The organism is Bradyrhizobium brasilense (genome assembly GCF_029714345.1).
Taxonomy (GTDB): domain Bacteria; phylum Pseudomonadota; class Alphaproteobacteria; order Rhizobiales; family Xanthobacteraceae; genus Bradyrhizobium; species Bradyrhizobium australafricanum.
This window is the reverse complement of the sequence record NZ_CP121669.1, coordinates 3,241,809-3,258,962: the sequence shown is the minus strand read 5'-3', so window position 1 is coordinate 3,258,962 and position 17,154 is coordinate 3,241,809. Positions and strand designations below refer to the sequence as shown.

Here is a 17,154-nt window from a genome sequence, read left to right as displayed (position 1 = left end):
AAAAACGCCTTGCACCCTTACACAACCTGCTGGTGCAGGAACTGACAACATCGAACAAAACAAGAACAATGTCAACGCCTGCTGCTAGAGGATGCCGAACCGCTTCCTCCGCTCCGCCGTCTGCGCCAGCTCCTTCAGCTCGGCTTTCGCCAGCTTGCCGTTGGTGACCGCGGCGGTGAGGTGATCGCGCACCTTCCCAACCACGTTGATGGCCAGGAACAGCTTTTCGCGGCCGGACGCGTCATCGATCGTCGTCGACCGCCACGCGGTCGTATAGGCGTCCTCGAGCGTCGCGAACGCCTCGACCAACAATTCATCGGCGAGCAACCGTTCGGCCCGGACCGCGCGGCCTACGGCCTGGTCCAGTCGCGATTCATCGGCAATCGTCATTGCGAAGGTACTCCATCGAAGCGATCGGGATCATGGTCGACAAGGTCGAGAGTGAAGGCGAGATGGCCGGGCAGTCCGACAGTCCCGCGAGTCGGTACAGGAGTTGGCGTTAGCGCGCTTGGCCGGATCAACGCCGCCAATGTTGACCTTGAGTCAGCGAGCGTAGCGCATCACCCGCCAGCAGCTACCTCGAGCAGCATGTCATTTAGTATCGCCGCCATGCTCGTCTTAGGTTAGTCGCGCCCGCTCGTCTTCATCCGTACCGGACGGTTGAAAGAACTCACAACGTAGCAGAAACGATCCGGGCGGCAGCTCCAGCGGAACGGTCTCTGAAATACTTCCGACTTCTATGGCCCCGTCAGCCGGAACCTCGAAGGGGACCGCAACTGCGCGTACCGCGCCGGGATGGACGGCAGCGGCGTGGTTTACCACGTGGATTTCCACCGAGTGCCGACCTGACTCGACCATGGAGCTGAACGACACGCTGCCAGGCCGCCAAGTGAAGCCCTGCGACATATGGCGGTCAGTCCAGTCATTGTATGGATCCTTCAGCGAACTCACGAACACAGAGAGTTGCCCATAGGAGAGCTCAAAGCCGATCGTGACCGCCATCGTCAATCCCCAACGTTGATTTGAGCTCCATATAGATTATCGAGCACCGCCTCGGCTGCAGTTGCAGGCATCAATGGCATGCACATGAGATTGGTCCAACACCGCTTGCAGATCGTGCTGTATCGCAGCCAGAAGTCGAATCACCCCGTCGCCTTTGCCCAAACCTTGTCGAACTCCGCTTTTGAAATGATTTCCGGCTCGAAATCGGGGTCGCCGGCAATCTCCTCAAAGGATGGGAGTGGCTCGACGCCTAAATCCGTTCCACCGTCAGCGCCTCCGGGACCCGCATACCCCATCCTTCCGCTACGAAAGATTTCGACCTTGCGAACCTCCCAACGTTCGCGATCCAACTCACTATAAAGAAGCACCGGTTCATCAGAGAACGAGTGCTTCCATTTCACCTTGAGATAGATCATTCGCTTGGCACCTTTCCGCTACCGATAACCCTACCGCTTAAATCCAACGGCACCTCGTTTGGGATAACATAAACACCGGGCCGGCCTCGAATGACATCCAGATCGCCAGTGTTGATTTCGAGGTAGTGGGTAAATCTCCTCCCCTGGAAGGGAATTTTTAAGAAGGCTCGCGAAAGCTGTGCTGGTTTCAAGGTACCCGGCGAGATATCGGAAAGATACTGGCCATTTCCATATCGAACATCATTCGGGCTTGTGGCTTTAAGAGACGGATTTAGCCTTTCCTCTTTTAGGATACCATTCAGACCTGCCTCATCAGTGTAATGATATAGAGTTCGGCCGGCTATCGGTACGCTATCGCCGATCGCTGCTGTTTCTGCGGCACGTCTGAACGCCGCGCCGCCCGTGGCGCCCAGTATCATTCCAATTGCAGCTCTGACGGCTCTGGGAAAGTCGTCGCGGCGCTTTGCATCGACAAAGTCAAGAGCCGAGCCGGCAACGCCAAGTGGGGTTAAGCCGAGTACGTTGCCGATCCGTGAAGTCAGGTCGTTCGCGGTGTATGGCTGCATACCCATACCCGTCAGCGCATCGGCCGCGAGATATCCAATGCGCTGCGTGGGCGTATAAGTCGCCGCCCTCAATTCGCCGGTCGGCCGATTGAAAGCCGACCGATCGATCCTCAGCTCGCCGGGAGGAGATATCGGTGCTGACGTTGGATCCTGTGCGGCGACCTGGCCCGCAACTCCAGTGGCCGCGGAATCCGGCTCGTAGGACTCGCCGGGTACCACTGGCGGCATGCCGCGTAGCGACACACCGACATCCGGCGGGGCAACGCTAGTTGCATGCGGGTGAGGCTGACCTTCGGCTTGCGTTCCAGTCGCTCGAATCAGAACGTCCGCTGCGAACGGATCGTGGTCGACGGGAATAAGAGTAACGCCCGCGAAATCCGGTTGATGGTCGACGGGCACCAGAGAAAAATCAGACATGATGGACGACCATCAGGAATTTGCCGGGCCGCTTCGGATCCTCAACGTAATGGTGGCCGTCCCTGGCCCTTCGCGCCCCCGGCACGGAAGCGCGTTCTTTTCTCGCTTCCGTCGCGGCCTTCAGATGCGCATCGAACACCTTGATCTGCGCATCGAGCTGCGCCTTGATCTTCGCCAGCTCGATCTCGGCTTCGGCCTTGAGCTTTTGATGGATCGCATCGGCCTGCGCCTTCTGCTGCTCGACCTGCGCACGATGGACGACAGCAAGCTGATCGGCCTGTGCCTTGGCCTGCAGCGCCAGCACGCGTGGATCCGGCGGCGGCGATGGCGGCGCCGGCGGCGGATGCAGCAACTGTCCGGTCTGTGGATTGACCGCGGTCGGATCGTTGAAGAACCGGCTCGGGTTCTTGTGCCCCATGATCCGGGTCAGCTCGACCGCTGTGTTGTAGAGCTCGCGGTCGCCAACCATGTTGATCTTGCCGCCGCCAATCAGCTCCTTCTGCACATTGGCAAGCGCCATCACCTGCGCGAACTGCTGCGCCTTGCCACCGGTGCCGAGGCCGACATTGATCGTCATGTCGTCGCGGGTCTTCCAGTTGCGCGGATCGACGGTGACCCAGCTATTGCGCAGCCGCACTGTCTGCTGCTGCTGGCCGTGCTTGCGGATCGTGCCATGCAGCAGCGCAAAGATGTCGCGCACACCTTCGGCCATGATCCGCGCGATCAGCTTGACCCGCATCTGAGAGGCCGAGAACACCTGGGCCACCGCGGTCGCCGACTGGTTCTGCAGCGCGTTGGCGTCGATGCCTTGCGATTGGCGGCTGAGGCCGGTGCGGCTCTCGAGCTCGGCATCGAGATATTGCATCATCGGATAGATCGAGGAGGTGATGTCGGGCACCACCTGCCAGTTCAGCCCTCCCGGCGTCTTGGTGCGCACCACGCCGCCCGGCCGTGAGACCAGCAAGTCATCGAGTGTATTGGGACCGGCATTGCTCTCGGCCACCTCGACGCGCGGATTGTTGTGCAGATAGAGATTGTCCAGCGCGCCGCGCTTCAGCGCGGTCTTCTCCCGCTGCAGCGGCATCACCAGTTCGGCGATCGAGCGGCCGAAGAAGCGATGCGTCATCGGCACCGGCGTCGTCGCCGCGAACGGAACCGCGTCGAACGGCGTGATGCAGTCACGCCCATCCTTGCGCAGGATCTCGCACTGGTCGCCTCCAGTGATCACCTGATACAAGCACGGCCGACCGTTACCCTCATAGTCCATCCGCACATAGTGCTCGGTGATCCGCACCAGCCGCGCCGCCGCGTTGATGCTGCCGGCGCCGGCACCGAAATGCTCGTCGGCGGTATCGCGCGCCAATGTCTCGATGTTGGTATTGCCGGTATAGTCGTTCAGCGACCTGATCTGCGCGGCATCGAAGCCTTCGGCAATCAGCTGGACTTCCGTCTTGGTCACCACCTCGTGGAAACAGTAGTTGCAGTCATGGATGCTACGTGCACCACGCTCGATGCCGAATTCTTCCGGCGGAACGCCCAGCACCCTCGCCTGTGTGAGCTTTCGCGTGGTGACGATGGTGACGTCGTGAGTAATGGATGAGCCAAGCGGCATCGCCGCCGGCCCCGGGAGCATGGGAACAGCCATTTTCGTTGAGCTCATCTGAAAAGTGGGTGACGGCCTGGGCGCGGGACATGCCCTGGCGCGGCGGCTGTTTATTTGCGCAGGTAATCTTGCATCAGGCCAAGCAACCCGCCGGGCTGTGGCATATCGGAATTCGAGGGATCGGAGAGCCCGGCTTCGGTCATCATGCCGACAAGGCCTCTGGACTTTTCTTCGGCAGGAGTAGCGACGAACGTCAGCGGCGGAGTCCCCGTGCCGGGCAGATTCGGCACCGGAGAATCCCGCCCCGTAGTCGACAGGCCCCCTCTGAGAGCCGCGATCCGCTCTACGAGATCCAATGCGATTGAGCTCTCAGGCGGAGCGAACGACCGATACCATAGGCCAGGCGAAGACACTCGAGTTGGAGCCCCGCTGATATGGGGCGGCCCAAACATCCACTCGGGGGGACGGGCGGGCGGATCAACTTCGCGCGGCGGCGGTGGCATAATGGGAATTGGGCCGAATGGGTCGTCATTCTTCGGCGTCGCCGGTGGCGGAAGAAATTGCCACCATGGAGGAGGCTGCGGAGGCAGCATAAGTTCGTCTATCGTAGGAACCTTTGCCTTCCAACCAGGAAGCATCGGGTTGGGATCAGGACCGCCAACTGAACGCGACATGCTGCAACCTCAAACTGCGGGTTTGTGATACTGTTCTACGATGTACCGGTCATCGACCAGCAACCGACTACAGAATCGACGATTCAATTGTCTCAGCGCAGAATTTTTTCTGGCGGAAAGGGCGCAAGGGAGCGGCTCGCGCAGACGTTCTCGCGCATTCTTGCTGCCTCGCGGTAACGTCTCTCTAGCTCACTCAGCGCATCGCTCGAAATGTCACACGGCTCGCGATTGGCGTTGGCGTATCTGACTATGTCGTCCCATACCAAAGAAAACCGGCTGTATGCTTCGCAGCGCTCCCATGTCGGAACGCCTGTCATTTGCTTTGCGGCTTCCGCGGCCTTACTGCGCAGCGTCGTCAGTTGAGAGCACCGTGCCTCCGCATTGGAGTGACTGCAGAATCCACCCAGAAATACCATCACAAGAAACAAGCCCGCTCCAATCGCTCGTCCGCCATAGGTCTTGGCCATCATGCTTACTCCTTAGTCGTGTCACAGCCCTACTTACGCGCAATTCGCTCGATAGGTTTTCCAGGATATGAACGTCTGATAAGCAACCCAGAAGACTCCAAGCAGCACGAAACAACCAAACACGATGTTTCCCGCTGCGAAGAATCCAAGCGAGCCGCTCAAGGCAGCGGCGCACCAGCCGTACAAAGTCTTCATGTACTCGGCTTGCTGCGGTAACGACGTCGAAGGCGCGAGCGCATAGGTGTGAAGCGCGTATCGCGACATGTCGTAGTCCTGGAACTGTGGAGGAAACGAATCGACAAGCTGGCGACGAATGACCTCGGACTTGACGGCCGACCATATTGCGACAATTGCGGCGACGGCAAAGAAGGCGACAGACATGGCAATTCCCTGAACATTTCGACGACAGTCGCGACTATGCACCAAACTCCGTGTGCTTCGCCATCCCGCCTGGAAGCCTTCAGCGGTCCGCCAAAGGAAATTCCGTCCGGCCACCGGATCTTCTTATCTGATTCAGCCACAGCTCTCTCCTTGGTGGTCTTTCGGAAACGTATGATCTATCTTGCGCCGGCAGCTAGCGTGGCAAATCGTAAAGTGCCGCTCGTAGAGACACGACAAAGCCGGCGCCGGAGATCGGCAGAACGTAGAGGACAGCTGAGTGATCTATCTCTCGGGTAGCCTTGTAACGCTGTGGTTCTGCGGCCTCGTCTTCCTGGCCGGACGCGGTCTGAATCTCTCCCGCTTGGTATTGAATAATCTGCAGCCGGGAGCGACCTACTTCGGCAAAGGCGACGTCAAATCCTTCACCCTGTTAGGCGCCGAGTTCAGAATTCAGGCCACCGCGATCGACCCCTCACTTCTTACTGAAGCCGGCAAAACCTATCAGAATCGGGCGCGACTAAATGATCGCATCATGATCGCATGGGGCGCCGGTGGCTTCATCTTGATCGGAGTCCTTTTTTCATATCTCAGGACCTGAGAAGCGAGCAATCCGGGCCAAACGGTCGACGTTGACCCGAAGGATTCTGAGTCTGGCGCTGCTCGGGACTTCCTTCTAGGTCGCGAGCCCGAACGACGACGAGCGGTCAGCTCGTAGCCTCGGTCCCAACATCGCTGGCCGGATCGTGCACGGTGTGCTCGACGATCTTCATCGCACCGTTCGACTCCATCACCGCCTGCGCCAGCAGCGCGAACTGGTCGTCGGTCAGGTCGTAATAGGTTTCCCGGTTCTCTTCCTCGCGCTCCTCCCACCACACCTTCACAACGCCGACCTTCGACAGCAGCGCGTCCTTGATGAAGGAATAGAGCGTCATGAAACCCGGATTCTGCTGCATGAAGACATGATTGACATAGTCGGTCTCCTGCTGCGCGGCGGCCTCGTCCTCGGGGCCGACGGGCTCGAAGCGCACGACCTCGTCGGAGCCGGCGAAGATATCCATCAGCGAGGGCATCAGCCCCTCGATAGTGTCGGCGACGTCGGTCGAGACCGCGCGCGAGCGGCCGTCCTGCGCGGGCATGTCCTTACGCATGTCGCCGAGATAATAGTCCATTGCGTCCGCGCGCTCCTCGGCGAGCCGCGCCGCGGACAGCGCCGCGAGCGCATCGGCCTTTTCGGAGGTGAGCATCGCCTTGAGCTCGGACGTCGACATTTTCGTCATTCGTGAAAGCCTTGGTATATGGGTGCAGGTAGGGCAGCATTCCAACGCTGATCGCCGCACGCAACAGCGCTCATTGGAAGCTGGATATTTGAAATCGCTTTCGGCGCTGGCGCCCGACTCGGAATAGAGCTGCAAGACGAGCTCGACAGCGACGCAATCAGCTGGCGACCGAGGTCCGGAACAAATGCATCAACCAATCATCATCATTCGCATCGCGCTGGCCCGAACTTTCTGTTCGCTCCCAGATCGGCAATCCAAACAGGTAGTCAGGCATCGGCTCCCCGCTGACGAGACCGATCGGTCGCGCAGTCTGCTTAGTCAGCACGGGCTGGCGCAGATTGGACGCTCCGCTTGCCAACGCCTCGCGCGGACTCTGCTCGCCGCGCCAGGGTTTCAGACCATCCGGCGGAACGAACGCTATGGTCGGAGTGCCTGTGTCGAACACCGGTGGTTGCGATTTTCCAGCAACACTGCGAGCCAGGAAGCGGAAGTTATCGGTTGCAGGAAACACTGATCCATTCGCCCCCCTCGGGCCAAAATTGTGATTCGTAGGATCCCGATGGAACCGTCGCAAAAGGATTCGATGCCGTATCTCCAGGCTTTGCGGATCTCTTGTTTGATCAACGACAGCGTCGATGATCGAAGCAGGATCCTCAGCAAACTGCCTCGATGCAATTACCTTGTCCCTAAAGTTCTTCAGGTCTGCAACGGTGCTTTGTCCGAGTTCACCCGCCAGCGGCTGCTGCGTATCTGACTCAAAATAGGATCCTGGCCCATTCACGTAATAGTTGATGACGTCGTCAGCCTGGGCCATGATCTCTGCCCGATCGGCTTCAGTTATCCTAACCGGCTTGTAATCTGGCGGCGGCAGAGGCTTTCGTTCAATCGTCGCCATGTCGCGAAATCTCCAATGTCGCTAATATGACTCAACGCGTGTCAAATCGCAGGTACAGAGTGCCCACACGCTCATTCTGGATAAACAGGCCGCCCTTGGCCCGCGCACCAGTAAAGATGGGTACCCGGAAGGTTGACTTGCGCCGATCGACATGAAGGGAGTCGGCGGCGCTCTCAAAATAGCAGCAGCTAAGATCATGGCGGCTCACATAGATGGTCACGCGGCTTGGATCAGTCCTGAGCGAGAGAAGAGTAACCCTTAGCCCCAGCGACGGCATATTCAGCCCGCAGGTCTCCTCATACACACAGCCAAGAGACCCAGCGTCCTTGCCGGCTTTGGTCTCGACACCAACATCCACGCTGTAGTCGGCTGCAAACGCAGGAGTAGCGACAAATCCGCTGAGCAGAAGTGTTGTGGCCACGAGACGTCGCCCATTAGCCTTCATGCATCACCTGCAATTGCAATCCACGGCTTTGATCGACAGCACTAACGGCGCTGCGCCGTCGCGAACACTACCCGTGGCCTCCAGCCCATGCTGGAACGTATCCGACAAAGCCATCGGCCGAACCTCTCTGCTCGAAGGCAAATGGCGAGTCACGATCAGATTTCGTGGACGGTCTGAGCAGCCGTCAGCCATAGGTGAACCATGTTGGGCAATGCAGTCTGGCTACTCATGAGTTGTGCAAAAGACGCTCCTATCACCAACTAGAACGAATCAAGAACATTGTCAATCGGCCCTCGGCGTCGCTGCGCCTCCGCGCATACCACGCAAAGCTCAATTGGGAGCCAGAGCGCAGTCGCCCAATCGGCTAAAAACAACGTCGTTCAACACGGATGGAAAAGCGGAGGCTTCGCCGTACGACGAAGAGCACATTTGCGATCGCCTCACACCCAACCTTGATCTTTGTACCTGATCACCCGGTTGAAAGTCCCTGCCCTACCCGGCGCTTCGTAGCAGATCGCCATCAGGCCGAGCGCGTCTGCGGCATGGCTTGACCAATCGTGCTCCGGGCCGAGCCCGACATTCCGCACCTCATCCTTGCGTTCGTGATAGAAGCCGATCGCATCGCGGCCGGCTTCCGTCGTCGCCTCGTTCCACCAGAGTTGCGGTCCGAGCCGGCGCAGTGCCTCGATGCGCATCATCGCTGCGCCGCGGCCCTGGTTCTTCACCGGTGGCTCGACGGCGAAACCGGCGTCGCGCAGATGGTCCTCGTAGCGCTTGCCGGTGATGTTGTTGGTCGCCATGCCATCATGCGGCAGATAGAGGATCGCGTTCTGATAGCCGCGCGAGCGCAGCCAGTTCACGTGATACGCCAGGACCTGGCCAGCGCTCTCATAGTAGTCCAGGATCCTAATTTCGCTTCCGGCCCATTGCACGATCCACATCGTGAAGGCATCGGCGGTCGCGCCGGCGCCACCGATGTCGATGAACGCGCGCAACGGCAGCAGCGGGTCCGCGGCGACCTTGCCGATCCGGCCGTCCTTGTGCGCCTGGGTCAAGAGCTGCGCGAAGTACGCGCCTTCGAACGCCTGCACGTAGCCTCCTTCCCAGATGTGATTGTAGCGATCGGGATAGAGCGAGAGGTCCGTGCGCCGCTCTTCATCAAGCACCGCGGGAAACCACGGATTGTCGCGCCAGTTTGCGTTGACGACGATGGCTCCCGGAGGCTTGCGTATCCGAAGAAAATCGTCGATCGCGTCCGACTTCCGCCGCGGATTCCAGCTCGCCCACAATTCCGAACCTGGCGCACGAATCGTCGGCCGCAGCAAAGCGAGGCTATGCGCGCTCAGCGACTGCGCTTCGTCGATCCACGCAATCTTGAAGCCCTCGAGGCTCTTGATCGAGTCGGCCGTATGATCCCGCATCCCACGGAAGATCATCACGCCGTCACCGGGCGTCGCAATCCGGTCCGAATAGTTCTTGAACCCCTGACCGACACCAAGCGACGCAATCTTGCTTTCGATCAATCGCTTCGATGATTGCGCCAGCGTCCGCTGCGCCTCGCGGATGCAAACCGCCAGCGTGCCGCGCTCGGCCTGGCACATCTCGACTAGGAGTTCGCCGAAGAAATGGGATTTTCCCGATCCGCGGCCACCGAATGCACCCTTGTAACGCGCCGGCCGCAACAGCGGCTCGAACACTTTTGCCGTTGGAATTTTCAGGATCGACAAGACTACTCTCGATGAGGCAAGACCGCTTGAGCGCCGGGCAGCTGCCTTGCTGCAATCGTCGGCCGTGAACTGTCATTGACGAGCACGCGGCCTGATCAGACTGGCAAGCCAATTATTGAAATCCATCTCCGGAATGTCGGAATTGTCCGGAAAGCGAAAGACCGACGGCGGCAACGGAGGACTCGGCATAGGCCGTCAATCGATGGGAGCCCGAGGCTCAGCGATTGGGGATGCGAATCCCCCGAAGCGCTCGCCGAATGTGGCGGGACGCCCCGGTTTCGCAGCGCGTGGAACGAACGGCACGGCCGGTGCTCCACCTTCGAATCTGGCCTGGCTCTCGCCCGCCGTCGGGACTCGCACCAGCCGCCGGACAGGCGCTCCGTTGCTGTCCGATTCTTGCGGAGAGCCGTCAGGTGGCCCCACGAACGATCGCGTCTCGTAGAGCGGTTGCGACGATATAGCTGATCCCGCCGAAAACTGTCCGCCGGTGCCAAACCGGCCGAAGGCGCCAGCCCCCCTCGGCGCCGGATTGAGATAATCATAACGCGGATTGCGCGGCGCGTCCGCGCGCGGCAACAGGTTGCGTGGAGGTGAGGCAGGATGATCGGGGGAATTCAAAGGGTCGTTACCGAAGAGTTCTTCCCAATATGCACGATCCGAATCATAAAGATTCCATGCCTTGAAATAATCGCGGAGCCCGAACTCTCGATTGATCCTGTCGGCATATGCTTCAGGCTTATTCGGCTCGCCCCCATCTACAGTTTTGCGGAAGACCTTTCGTCCCGCCCATTGGGCGGCCCTCCTCTCAAGTTCTCGAGCAACTTCTTCCAGAATCAACTGCCACATGAGTGCTTTCAGCCTTGGCTCGAGGTCCGCCCGAATAGGTCCGAGTAAATTTGGCCCGCGCATGCGCGATTTCGGGAAGACGTCTTATCGTTGTCGAGTGTTTTCAGAATTTGCTCGCTTGGGAGGGGCTACCGACGGACGGAACGCAGAACCACCGCAAGACCGGCGCAACAGACTGCCAATCCGATCAATGCTGCGAACATCGTGCGATCTATCGCAACGAATGCCATCGCCGGCACTTCCGCCGAGACCCTTATCGGCCACACCGATTACATCAGCGCACGAAGAACAAGACCGCCGCTAAACAGAGAGCACAGATAATAAGCCCAATTCCGCCGGCAGCGCTCGCCCCCAGCTCTACTCTTCCGAGCCCGTCACGCCTGGCACCGAACCAGCCGAACTCTCGTTGGTCGTTCGACATGCCGGGCGCCACGCTAATTCTTCCAAACGAAAGAAGTGGCAGGACAAACCGCGCCACGTTGTAACCAACGAGGTCGACAAAGAACAATACAAGCAGTTCAACGGCCGTCGCGACGATCCACATCAGACTCTCGCCATAGCAGCACTTTTTGCGCGGAGCACGCCATGATAGATATCATGCTGATCCGTGCCCTGGTAGGGCGGTTCTGCAGCACGGTACCGCGAGCGGCGACAGGAGTGGTCCAGCCCCAGCGGTGAAGTGATTGAACGTATTCGAACAGACATCGGACAAAGGCAGATCGAGCGCTCTGCCTCAGGGAGGATTGCGCCCTCGCCTCTCAGGTATTTTCGTCTTCGACTTCTTCGGGCTCGACGATGATCCGTTCGATGCGGTGCACAAGCTCTAGCGCTCCGTCACCGTTCTCGATCGCCTGCGGCGCTTTACCCCAGCCGCGATCGAGGATGGCATTGGCAGCGGAAACGCGGGCAGCCGGGGTCGCGCTGGTCGATCGCATCACGCCGACCAGTGCGTTGATCGCGCTTCTCGTGTGACTTCGCGCAAGCGAACGGATCTGCGTAATCGTTCTTGCCACTCACTTCTCCTGCCAATCGGACGGGAGGTATTCGCTCGGCGCCGTGTCGATGCAATTCGTCTCGGGATCGGGCAACGCGGAGCGAAATGCGATCGTGGGAAAGTCCGTCTGCTCGCGTTTGGGATGCGGGCGCGGAATGAACTGGATGATCTCGGCGCTCATGCAAGCTCCCACAACGCGACGGCAACCAGACCCGCGAGCGCGAGCGATATCAGATAGGCGGTCATGCAAACCTCGTTGATCGGCCGTCAGCGCGCGATGGGGCCATGGAATGAATGTGCGGCAGATCGCGCACGGGTGGCGATCTTTGGGGCGCGAACCTTATCCCTGACAAGTGGGGCCGCGGGCGGCGCCGGCTTGCGCCGCGCCGCAGGACCGGCGCGTTCGCGCGCACCGGCCAATTCGTTGCTCTTTTCAAAGGGTTCGGACGGCGGCACGCTTGCGACGCTCAGGCGACGGGCTGGGAGGATGTGGCGTCGTGACGGTGCGGCCGCCGTCCGATTGGTGAAACGGCAAACAAAAAGCCCGCCGCGGATTGCTCCGCGCGGGCTCAACAATTTCTGATTTTCGGATTATGCCCCTGATTTGCCCGACGTGTCAAACCCTTTTTTCGGGCTGAATGCGATCGGTAAAATGCGATGCGTCGGCTTCGACGGTGAGAAACCGCCTTGAGCGAAAAGTTTGGGCATTGATCCAGAATCGCAGCGCAGGCCGGCGCCAAGCGCCTATGCTCACTGCGATGATGTCAGTGTGCCGTTGAGTTGCCCGACGCGTCAAGCGGACAGCTCACAATATTTGGATCGACATCAATACAGTTTTGGCTTGCGTCGGTCGGACTGACCCGCGCCGCATTTGATTGCAAGGAGGAAGCGTCGATGTATTTCGTTGCTGCCGTGCTCGCGGTCCTGTCCGGCCTGTTCTACGCCGCGGGCCATCATCAGATCGGCTCTCTCGGCGCCACCATGTGCCAGTATGGCGGCATGTTCTGCGATAGTCCGGTGCTGGTTCTCGTCGGTGCAGGATTTGCAGCAGCGTGGGGCATGCTGGTCAGCATTCGCTGATCATCCCGCGATATTTCCGACGATGATTTTGTGCCGCCGATTTGCCCGACGAGTCAAATTCCTCCGCCCTGCGTCGGGATGTGATCCCACGAACGCCCGTATCTATTGCGGCGTGCTCGGGTTTGCCGGATGAGCGGGCTTTGGGCCGGGTGGATCAGGCTCGATCGGTGCCTTGGGCTCGGTCGGTATTACCTTTGCGCCAGCGGCTCGCGCCGCCTCGCCGGTCGTTGAGTAGTTGGCCGAAGCGGCCGGCTGCACGTTCGGCTTGTTCCACGGACCGTGATCGACGATCAGCATGCCGAGCACGCCGAGGATCGCAACCACGGCCGCGACCAACAGCGGCGTGCCACCATGCCGATTTCGATGCTTGACCGAACCGCCATCCGCAATGCCATGCGCCTGCATTGTCATCATCGCCTCCTCCACGGAAACAAGCCGCGACCCGCGCGTAAGTTTCCGGTTCCCCGATGTGAAAGCGAGGCATGTCGGTGGAACCAATCCACCGCTGCGGAATTTCTGGGATATGTGGCCGCCGTCGTCGTTCAAGACGTGCGGAGAGCGAAGGCGTCGGTCACCTGACGTCGGTCACCTGGCCTTCAATAAATCGCGGCACGGCACATGAGCTCCGAAACACCCGAGTTCCCGCTTCAACCCACACTCGGTGAACGAGCGATCGACACCGCGACGGACGTCTCGCGTACGATCACGGAGGTGTCGGACGGACTCCGAGCGGCCGCCGATCGCCTCAGCGATGCCATCGCGACCTCGCGCCGACCGGGCGGAGCCCTGGCCACCGTGAGTGCGGTCACGCGCGAAGCGCCGCTCGCAAGCCTGTTCGTCGCGTTTCTGCTCGGCGTTGCCGTCGCGCGCCGGCGCTAAAGCGTCGATGGGCCCGCGACGCCGTCCTAGAACTTGCCCTTCGTCGCGTCCTTGGTCGCCGACATCACGCTACCGCTGATCTGCCGCATGTGTTCGCCGGCATTGGTGAACTGGCTGCGCAGGAACTCCGACTGGATTCGCATCGCCTCCTGCAGATCCGTAGCGTGCACGAGCTTGCGCGCATGCTCGAACGCCGCCTTCATGTTCTGCTCGGTGAACGACAGCGCTTGTTTGGAGATCTCGGTACCGGCGCCCGGCATCGACGTCATCGACTTGCTCGCGGCATCAAAGAACAGGCTGAAGGCCTGTTCGGCCTGGTCGATGGTCTTTTCCGCGAGATCGCGCAACTCGGCGGGAACTTCAAGCTTCGGCTCAATCATGATCGCGCCCCCTGAAATAAGCGTCCGGCGACGTTAGCATAGTTTGTGACGGCGTCAGCGCCGGATCGCGAGCTATGAAGACCCCACCCGCTCCGGCCAATTGAGGAAAAATTACCTAGCCGCGACCGACAGCCGATTCCAATCGTGTCAGCACTGTGGCATAGTGATTCGGCTTCTTCGTCGGTCGCGTTCGCGTCTCTGGGGAATAAGGGGATCCGATGCTGCGCGCCGTTCGTCCGACACCGACCTGCACCCGGTTCAAGACCAGCATAGAGATGCCGTGCATGAAATGCGGCACGCAAATGCGGCTTGCCTTGATCGAGCCGCGCGATCAAGTCTACGACGTGCTGACCTATCAGTGCACGCCTTGCAATTCCGGTGAAAGCTTCCTGAACGCGCGCTAGGCTGCGCGCCTGTTCAATCGCTCAGCACGGCGGCTCCCGCCTCCGTCAGCCCGGGCTCGTCGTCATGCAGTTCGACAAGACCTAGCTCAGCGAGGATGTGCAGATCCTCGTCGCTGACCGGTGACAATTTGAGCCTGCCGGCCTGAATATCCCGCAAGGTCCAGCGCAAGCTGATCGCGCGCTCGAGTGAAAATTCCGCGAATGGATTATCTGCCATCCGCCTCGACTAGTGCGGCATTTGGATCAGACTTTGTCGTTGCCGCGGCGGCTTCATGGACACCACAGATAGATCGCCGCTGGCGCGATCGAGGCGCACAATGCCTCGACCGCTCCAACGCTTCATACATTGCTCGCAGCGGCTCAGTAGCGGTAGGAATCGATATCGAGAAGCGGGAATGCGCTGAACACGCTCGGCAGATTGGTCGGCGTCGCCGGATGTAGGTAGGATTTGTCCAGTTCGGCAAAGCTGGTGACGCCGAGCAGACCGAGGCAGCGGATCACCTCGTCCTCCAGCAGTTCAAGCATCCGGACAATGCCGGCCTCGCCGGCCGCGGCGAGCGCCCAGCACTGCAGGCGGCCGATGCCGACAAGATCAGCGCCCGAAATGATCGCCTTCACAATGTCGGTGCCGCGGCAGAACGAGCCATCGACCATGATCTTGGCACGGCCGGCGACCGCCTGAACGATCTCGGGCAGGACATGCATGGACCCACGGCCATGGTCGAGCTGTCGGCCGCCATGATTTGAGACGTAGATCCAGTCGACCCCATGGTCGAGCGCGATCTTAGCGTCTTCGGCGGTGGCGATCCCCTTGAGGATAAGTGGAATCTTGAACTTTTCCTTGATCAGCTTCACCGTCCGCCATTCCAGACCCTTCTGGAAATCGCCACCGGTGGCGCGGATGCGGCTCTCGCGGACATAGCGCTTGGCTATGTCGCGCTCGCGCCGGCTGTAATGGGCAGTGTCCACCGTGAGGCAGAACGCGGCATAACCGTTGTCGATGCTGCGGCTGACCACATCCTCGACAAAGGCATCGTCGCCGCGCACATAGAGCTGGAAGATGCGAAGCGCATCCGGTGCCGCCTTGGCGGTGTTCTCCAGCCCGGGCTCGGACACCGAACTCAGCATGTGCGCCGCGCCGAACGTTCCCGCTCCGCGCGCAACGGCCGCGCCCGCATCCGGATCGAAGATCTCGAGCGCGCCGACCGGGGCGATCATCACGGGAAGCCGAAGCTTGCGTCCGAATACCTCGGTGGAAGGATCGACGTTGATGACGTTGCGCAGGACGCGCGGCCGGAACGCGATCTCGTCGAGCGCCATTCTGTTGCGGCGCATCGTGGTCTCGGTCTCCGAGGCGCCGACGATGTAGTCCCAGGCGTTCTGATTCAGCTTGGCGCGGGCCTTTCGCGCGAATTCGTGCAGGTTCTGGAATTCCTCGCCGCTGGCGCCGAGTTCGACATTGCGCGCCTGTCGAATGGGGGTCCCGTCATTCATGGTGTTTCTTCTCCCGATTTGGCCGGCACATTAGCCGCAGACAAACCGGAAAAGCTACCACCTTGAGCCACGAATCCTGCCAGCGAAGGCCAGCTATTCGCTCGTGAGATAGATCGGCTTTCGACGCGAAGCGGTCCGCATCCAGACGGCCTCGCAGGAGGCTAGCTAGCTGCCCGAAAACCGGTTTCGGTACTCGGTCGGCGATACGCCGAGGTGGCGCAGGAAGGCCCGCCGCATTCGTTCGTCATCGCCAAATCCCGCGCGCTTGGCGACCTCGACCACGCCGCCGATCTGGCGGCTTTCGAGCAGCAAGCGCGCCGTCTCCACGCGCAGCGCCTCGACGCCGCTTGCGGGTGTCATGCCGGTGCGGCTGACATAGGTCCGGGCAAAGGTGCGAGGCGTCATCCCCGCCTTTTCCGCGAGGGTCTCGACCTTGAGGTCGCTCGTGATGTTCTCGATGATCCAGGCGTGCAGCGCGCTGAAGCGTCCCTCGACGTCCGATGCCTGTGCGGCAAGGACGGTGGAGAACTGGCTCTGACCGCCCGGCCGTTTCAGAAACACCACAAGTCTGCGCGCGACATCGAGCGCGATGGTGTGGCCGAAATCCTCCTCGATCATGGCGAGTGCCAGATCGATGCCGGCGCTGACCCCGGCCGATGACCAGACCCGTCCGTCCTTGACGAAGATCGCGTTGGGCTCAACTCGGATATTGGGAAAGCTATCCTGCAGACGGGGACAATAACGCCAGTGCGTTGCTGCCCGCTTACCGTCCAGAATCCCGGTCCAGGCCAGCGCAAATGCGCCAAGGCAAACCGACGCGATACGGCGCGCCTTGGGCAGCGCGTCCGCGATCCAGTTCATCAACTTCGCGTCGTTGCGGATCTTCCAGATGCCGGGCCCGCCGGGGATCACCAGCGTGTCGACCTCGGCGGCCGCAATACTGTCGATCGGCGCCGTGTCGATCATCATGCCGACATCGGTCGGCACCAACCCGCCGGAGGTCGACAGGTAGGACAGCGAGTAGTCCGGTCCCGGCAGCTCGATCGCTTCCAGTTCTGCAAACACCTGCGCCGGTCCCGAGATGTCGAGCAAGGTCACACCGGGAAAGGCAACGATCGCGACCCGCCGCGTTGCTTTCTTGTCGCGCGGCTCAGGCCGGGGCGCTTTGGCAGTTTTCGAGGGCATATTGTCCTTTAAGCCATTCGAG

Annotated in this window: 24 protein-coding genes; 4 read left to right on the top strand and 20 right to left on the bottom strand. The window is 60.4% G+C overall.

Annotated elements, in window-relative coordinates:
* Nucleotides 1-84 precede the first annotated feature (84 nt).
* The 8 genes from QA635_RS15080 to QA635_RS15045 all read right to left on the bottom strand — a co-directional run bounded on the left by QA635_RS15080 (nucleotide 85) and on the right by QA635_RS15045 (nucleotide 5,526).
* On the bottom strand, nucleotides 85-390 hold the full coding sequence (locus QA635_RS15080) for a hypothetical protein (protein WP_283069981.1): 306 nt from the start codon (nucleotides 388-390) through the stop codon (nucleotides 85-87).
* A 228-nt stretch (nucleotides 391-618) separates the two neighbouring features.
* Complete coding sequence (gene comJ / locus QA635_RS15075; protein WP_283069980.1) at nucleotides 619-1,002, bottom strand: competence protein ComJ; 384 nt, start codon at nucleotides 1,000-1,002, stop codon at nucleotides 619-621.
* Between the two features lie 140 nt (nucleotides 1,003-1,142).
* Entirely contained in the window at nucleotides 1,143-1,418 is a 276-nt protein-coding gene (locus tag QA635_RS15070) for a DUF6881 domain-containing protein (protein ID WP_283069979.1), read from the bottom strand.
* Nucleotides 1,415-2,401 carry an HYD1 signature containing ADP-ribosyltransferase family protein gene (locus QA635_RS15065; RefSeq protein WP_283069978.1) on the bottom strand — a complete coding sequence of 329 codons (987 nt, stop codon included), beginning with the start codon at nucleotides 2,399-2,401 and terminating at the stop codon, nucleotides 1,415-1,417. The genes QA635_RS15070 and QA635_RS15065 overlap by 4 nt, the downstream gene beginning before the upstream one ends.
* On the bottom strand, nucleotides 2,394-4,046 hold the full coding sequence (locus QA635_RS15060) for a portal protein (RefSeq protein WP_283069977.1): 1,653 nt from the start codon (nucleotides 4,044-4,046) through the stop codon (nucleotides 2,394-2,396). Before QA635_RS15060 ends, QA635_RS15065 begins: the two co-directional genes overlap by 8 nt.
* A gap of 68 nt (nucleotides 4,047-4,114) precedes the next feature.
* Entirely contained in the window at nucleotides 4,115-4,294 is a 180-nt protein-coding gene (locus tag QA635_RS15055; RefSeq protein WP_283069976.1) for a hypothetical protein, read from the bottom strand.
* A 476-nt stretch (nucleotides 4,295-4,770) separates the two neighbouring features.
* Nucleotides 4,771-5,148 carry a hypothetical protein gene (locus QA635_RS15050; protein WP_283069975.1) on the bottom strand — a complete coding sequence of 126 codons (378 nt, stop codon included), beginning with the start codon at nucleotides 5,146-5,148 and terminating at the stop codon, nucleotides 4,771-4,773.
* Between the two features lie 30 nt (nucleotides 5,149-5,178).
* A complete protein-coding gene (locus tag QA635_RS15045; protein ID WP_283069974.1) occupies nucleotides 5,179-5,526 on the bottom strand; it encodes a hypothetical protein in 348 nt (115 codons plus the stop codon).
* Between the two features lie 277 nt (nucleotides 5,527-5,803).
* Here QA635_RS15045 and QA635_RS15040 point away from each other — a divergent pair, with 277 nt between their 5' ends.
* On the top strand, nucleotides 5,804-6,124 hold the full coding sequence (locus tag QA635_RS15040) for a hypothetical protein (RefSeq protein ID WP_283069973.1): 321 nt from the start codon (nucleotides 5,804-5,806) through the stop codon (nucleotides 6,122-6,124).
* 106 nt (nucleotides 6,125-6,230) lie between these two features.
* Here QA635_RS15040 and QA635_RS15035 read toward each other — a convergent pair whose 3' ends face one another.
* From QA635_RS15035 to QA635_RS15005, 7 genes are all read right to left on the bottom strand, one after another.
* On the bottom strand, nucleotides 6,231-6,794 hold the full coding sequence (locus QA635_RS15035; RefSeq protein WP_283069972.1) for a portal protein: 564 nt from the start codon (nucleotides 6,792-6,794) through the stop codon (nucleotides 6,231-6,233).
* Between the two features lie 166 nt (nucleotides 6,795-6,960).
* On the bottom strand, nucleotides 6,961-7,698 hold the full coding sequence (locus tag QA635_RS15030; RefSeq protein ID WP_283069971.1) for a hypothetical protein: 738 nt from the start codon (nucleotides 7,696-7,698) through the stop codon (nucleotides 6,961-6,963).
* Between the two features lie 31 nt (nucleotides 7,699-7,729).
* Nucleotides 7,730-8,119, bottom strand: coding sequence for a hypothetical protein (locus QA635_RS15025; RefSeq protein ID WP_283069970.1), 390 nt, complete (start codon nucleotides 8,117-8,119; stop codon nucleotides 7,730-7,732).
* Between the two features lie 464 nt (nucleotides 8,120-8,583).
* Nucleotides 8,584-9,870, bottom strand: a complete 1,287-nt coding sequence (locus QA635_RS15020) for a PBSX family phage terminase large subunit (RefSeq protein WP_283069969.1) — start codon at nucleotides 9,868-9,870, stop codon at nucleotides 8,584-8,586.
* Nucleotides 9,871-10,990: 1,120 nt separating this feature from the next.
* Nucleotides 10,991-11,260: a hypothetical protein gene (locus tag QA635_RS15015; protein WP_283069968.1), complete on the bottom strand. Its 270-nt coding sequence runs from the start codon at nucleotides 11,258-11,260 to the stop codon at nucleotides 10,991-10,993.
* A 214-nt stretch (nucleotides 11,261-11,474) separates the two neighbouring features.
* A complete protein-coding gene (locus tag QA635_RS15010; RefSeq protein ID WP_283069967.1) occupies nucleotides 11,475-11,729 on the bottom strand; it encodes a hypothetical protein in 255 nt (84 codons plus the stop codon).
* A complete protein-coding gene (locus QA635_RS15005) occupies nucleotides 11,730-11,891 on the bottom strand; it encodes a hypothetical protein (RefSeq protein ID WP_283069966.1) in 162 nt (53 codons plus the stop codon).
* Nucleotides 11,892-12,604: 713 nt separating this feature from the next.
* On the opposite strand from QA635_RS15005, the gene QA635_RS15000 reads away from it, so the two are divergent.
* Nucleotides 12,605-12,790, top strand: a complete 186-nt coding sequence (locus QA635_RS15000; RefSeq protein WP_092082963.1) for a hypothetical protein — start codon at nucleotides 12,605-12,607, stop codon at nucleotides 12,788-12,790.
* Nucleotides 12,791-12,892: 102 nt separating this feature from the next.
* Here the strand turns inward: QA635_RS15000 and QA635_RS14995 are convergent, their stop codons facing one another.
* Entirely contained in the window at nucleotides 12,893-13,195 is a 303-nt protein-coding gene (locus tag QA635_RS14995; RefSeq protein WP_057020638.1) for a hypothetical protein, read from the bottom strand.
* Nucleotides 13,196-13,408: 213 nt separating this feature from the next.
* On the opposite strand from QA635_RS14995, the gene QA635_RS14990 reads away from it, so the two are divergent.
* Nucleotides 13,409-13,669, top strand: coding sequence for a hypothetical protein (locus QA635_RS14990; protein WP_050383887.1), 261 nt, complete (start codon nucleotides 13,409-13,411; stop codon nucleotides 13,667-13,669).
* A gap of 26 nt (nucleotides 13,670-13,695) precedes the next feature.
* Here the strand turns inward: QA635_RS14990 and QA635_RS14985 are convergent, their stop codons facing one another.
* Nucleotides 13,696-14,049 carry a phasin gene (locus tag QA635_RS14985; protein WP_016847366.1) on the bottom strand — a complete coding sequence of 118 codons (354 nt, stop codon included), beginning with the start codon at nucleotides 14,047-14,049 and terminating at the stop codon, nucleotides 13,696-13,698.
* 218 nt (nucleotides 14,050-14,267) lie between these two features.
* On the opposite strand from QA635_RS14985, the gene QA635_RS14980 reads away from it, so the two are divergent.
* Nucleotides 14,268-14,453 (top strand): hypothetical protein, encoded by a 186-nt coding sequence (locus QA635_RS14980; protein WP_018272817.1) that lies wholly within the window; start codon nucleotides 14,268-14,270, stop codon nucleotides 14,451-14,453.
* A gap of 13 nt (nucleotides 14,454-14,466) precedes the next feature.
* On the opposite strand, the gene QA635_RS14975 is transcribed toward QA635_RS14980, so the two are convergent.
* From QA635_RS14975 to QA635_RS14965, 3 genes are all read right to left on the bottom strand, one after another.
* Nucleotides 14,467-14,670 (bottom strand): hypothetical protein, encoded by a 204-nt coding sequence (locus QA635_RS14975; protein ID WP_283069965.1) that lies wholly within the window; start codon nucleotides 14,668-14,670, stop codon nucleotides 14,467-14,469.
* 143 nt (nucleotides 14,671-14,813) lie between these two features.
* Nucleotides 14,814-15,947, bottom strand: coding sequence for an alpha-hydroxy acid oxidase (locus QA635_RS14970; protein WP_283069964.1), 1,134 nt, complete (start codon nucleotides 15,945-15,947; stop codon nucleotides 14,814-14,816).
* Nucleotides 15,948-16,112: 165 nt separating this feature from the next.
* Entirely contained in the window at nucleotides 16,113-17,132 is a 1,020-nt protein-coding gene (locus QA635_RS14965) for a GlxA family transcriptional regulator (RefSeq protein WP_283069963.1), read from the bottom strand.
* Nucleotides 17,133-17,154: the final 22 nt, after the last annotated feature.

Coding starts and splice junctions, on each gene's coding strand:
- QA635_RS15080 (WP_283069981.1), bottom strand. CDS start 390: ATGACGATTGCCGATGAATCGCGACTGGACCAGGCCGTAGGCCGCGCG.
- comJ (WP_283069980.1), bottom strand. CDS start 1,002: ATGGCGGTCACGATCGGCTTTGAGCTCTCCTATGGGCAACTCTCTGTG.
- QA635_RS15070 (WP_283069979.1), bottom strand. CDS start 1,418: ATGATCTATCTCAAGGTGAAATGGAAGCACTCGTTCTCTGATGAACCG.
- QA635_RS15065 (WP_283069978.1), bottom strand. CDS start 2,401: ATGTCTGATTTTTCTCTGGTGCCCGTCGACCATCAACCGGATTTCGCG.
- QA635_RS15060 (WP_283069977.1), bottom strand. CDS start 4,046: ATGGCTGTTCCCATGCTCCCGGGGCCGGCGGCGATGCCGCTTGGCTCA.
- QA635_RS15050 (WP_283069975.1), bottom strand. CDS start 5,148: ATGATGGCCAAGACCTATGGCGGACGAGCGATTGGAGCGGGCTTGTTT.
- QA635_RS15045 (WP_283069974.1), bottom strand. CDS start 5,526: ATGTCTGTCGCCTTCTTTGCCGTCGCCGCAATTGTCGCAATATGGTCG.
- QA635_RS15035 (WP_283069972.1), bottom strand. CDS start 6,794: ATGTCGACGTCCGAGCTCAAGGCGATGCTCACCTCCGAAAAGGCCGAT.
- QA635_RS15030 (WP_283069971.1), bottom strand. CDS start 7,698: ATGGCGACGATTGAACGAAAGCCTCTGCCGCCGCCAGATTACAAGCCG.
- QA635_RS15015 (WP_283069968.1), bottom strand. CDS start 11,260: ATGTGGATCGTCGCGACGGCCGTTGAACTGCTTGTATTGTTCTTTGTC.
- QA635_RS15005 (WP_283069966.1), bottom strand. CDS start 11,891: ATGAGCGCCGAGATCATCCAGTTCATTCCGCGCCCGCATCCCAAACGC.
- QA635_RS15000 (WP_092082963.1), top strand. CDS start 12,605: ATGTATTTCGTTGCTGCCGTGCTCGCGGTCCTGTCCGGCCTGTTCTAC.
- QA635_RS14995 (WP_057020638.1), bottom strand. CDS start 13,195: ATGCAGGCGCATGGCATTGCGGATGGCGGTTCGGTCAAGCATCGAAAT.
- QA635_RS14990 (WP_050383887.1), top strand. CDS start 13,409: ATGAGCTCCGAAACACCCGAGTTCCCGCTTCAACCCACACTCGGTGAA.
- QA635_RS14985 (WP_016847366.1), bottom strand. CDS start 14,049: ATGATTGAGCCGAAGCTTGAAGTTCCCGCCGAGTTGCGCGATCTCGCG.
- QA635_RS14980 (WP_018272817.1), top strand. CDS start 14,268: ATGCTGCGCGCCGTTCGTCCGACACCGACCTGCACCCGGTTCAAGACC.
- QA635_RS14975 (WP_283069965.1), bottom strand. CDS start 14,670: ATGGCAGATAATCCATTCGCGGAATTTTCACTCGAGCGCGCGATCAGC.
- QA635_RS14970 (WP_283069964.1), bottom strand. CDS start 15,947: ATGAATGACGGGACCCCCATTCGACAGGCGCGCAATGTCGAACTCGGC.
- QA635_RS14965 (WP_283069963.1), bottom strand. CDS start 17,132: ATGCCCTCGAAAACTGCCAAAGCGCCCCGGCCTGAGCCGCGCGACAAG.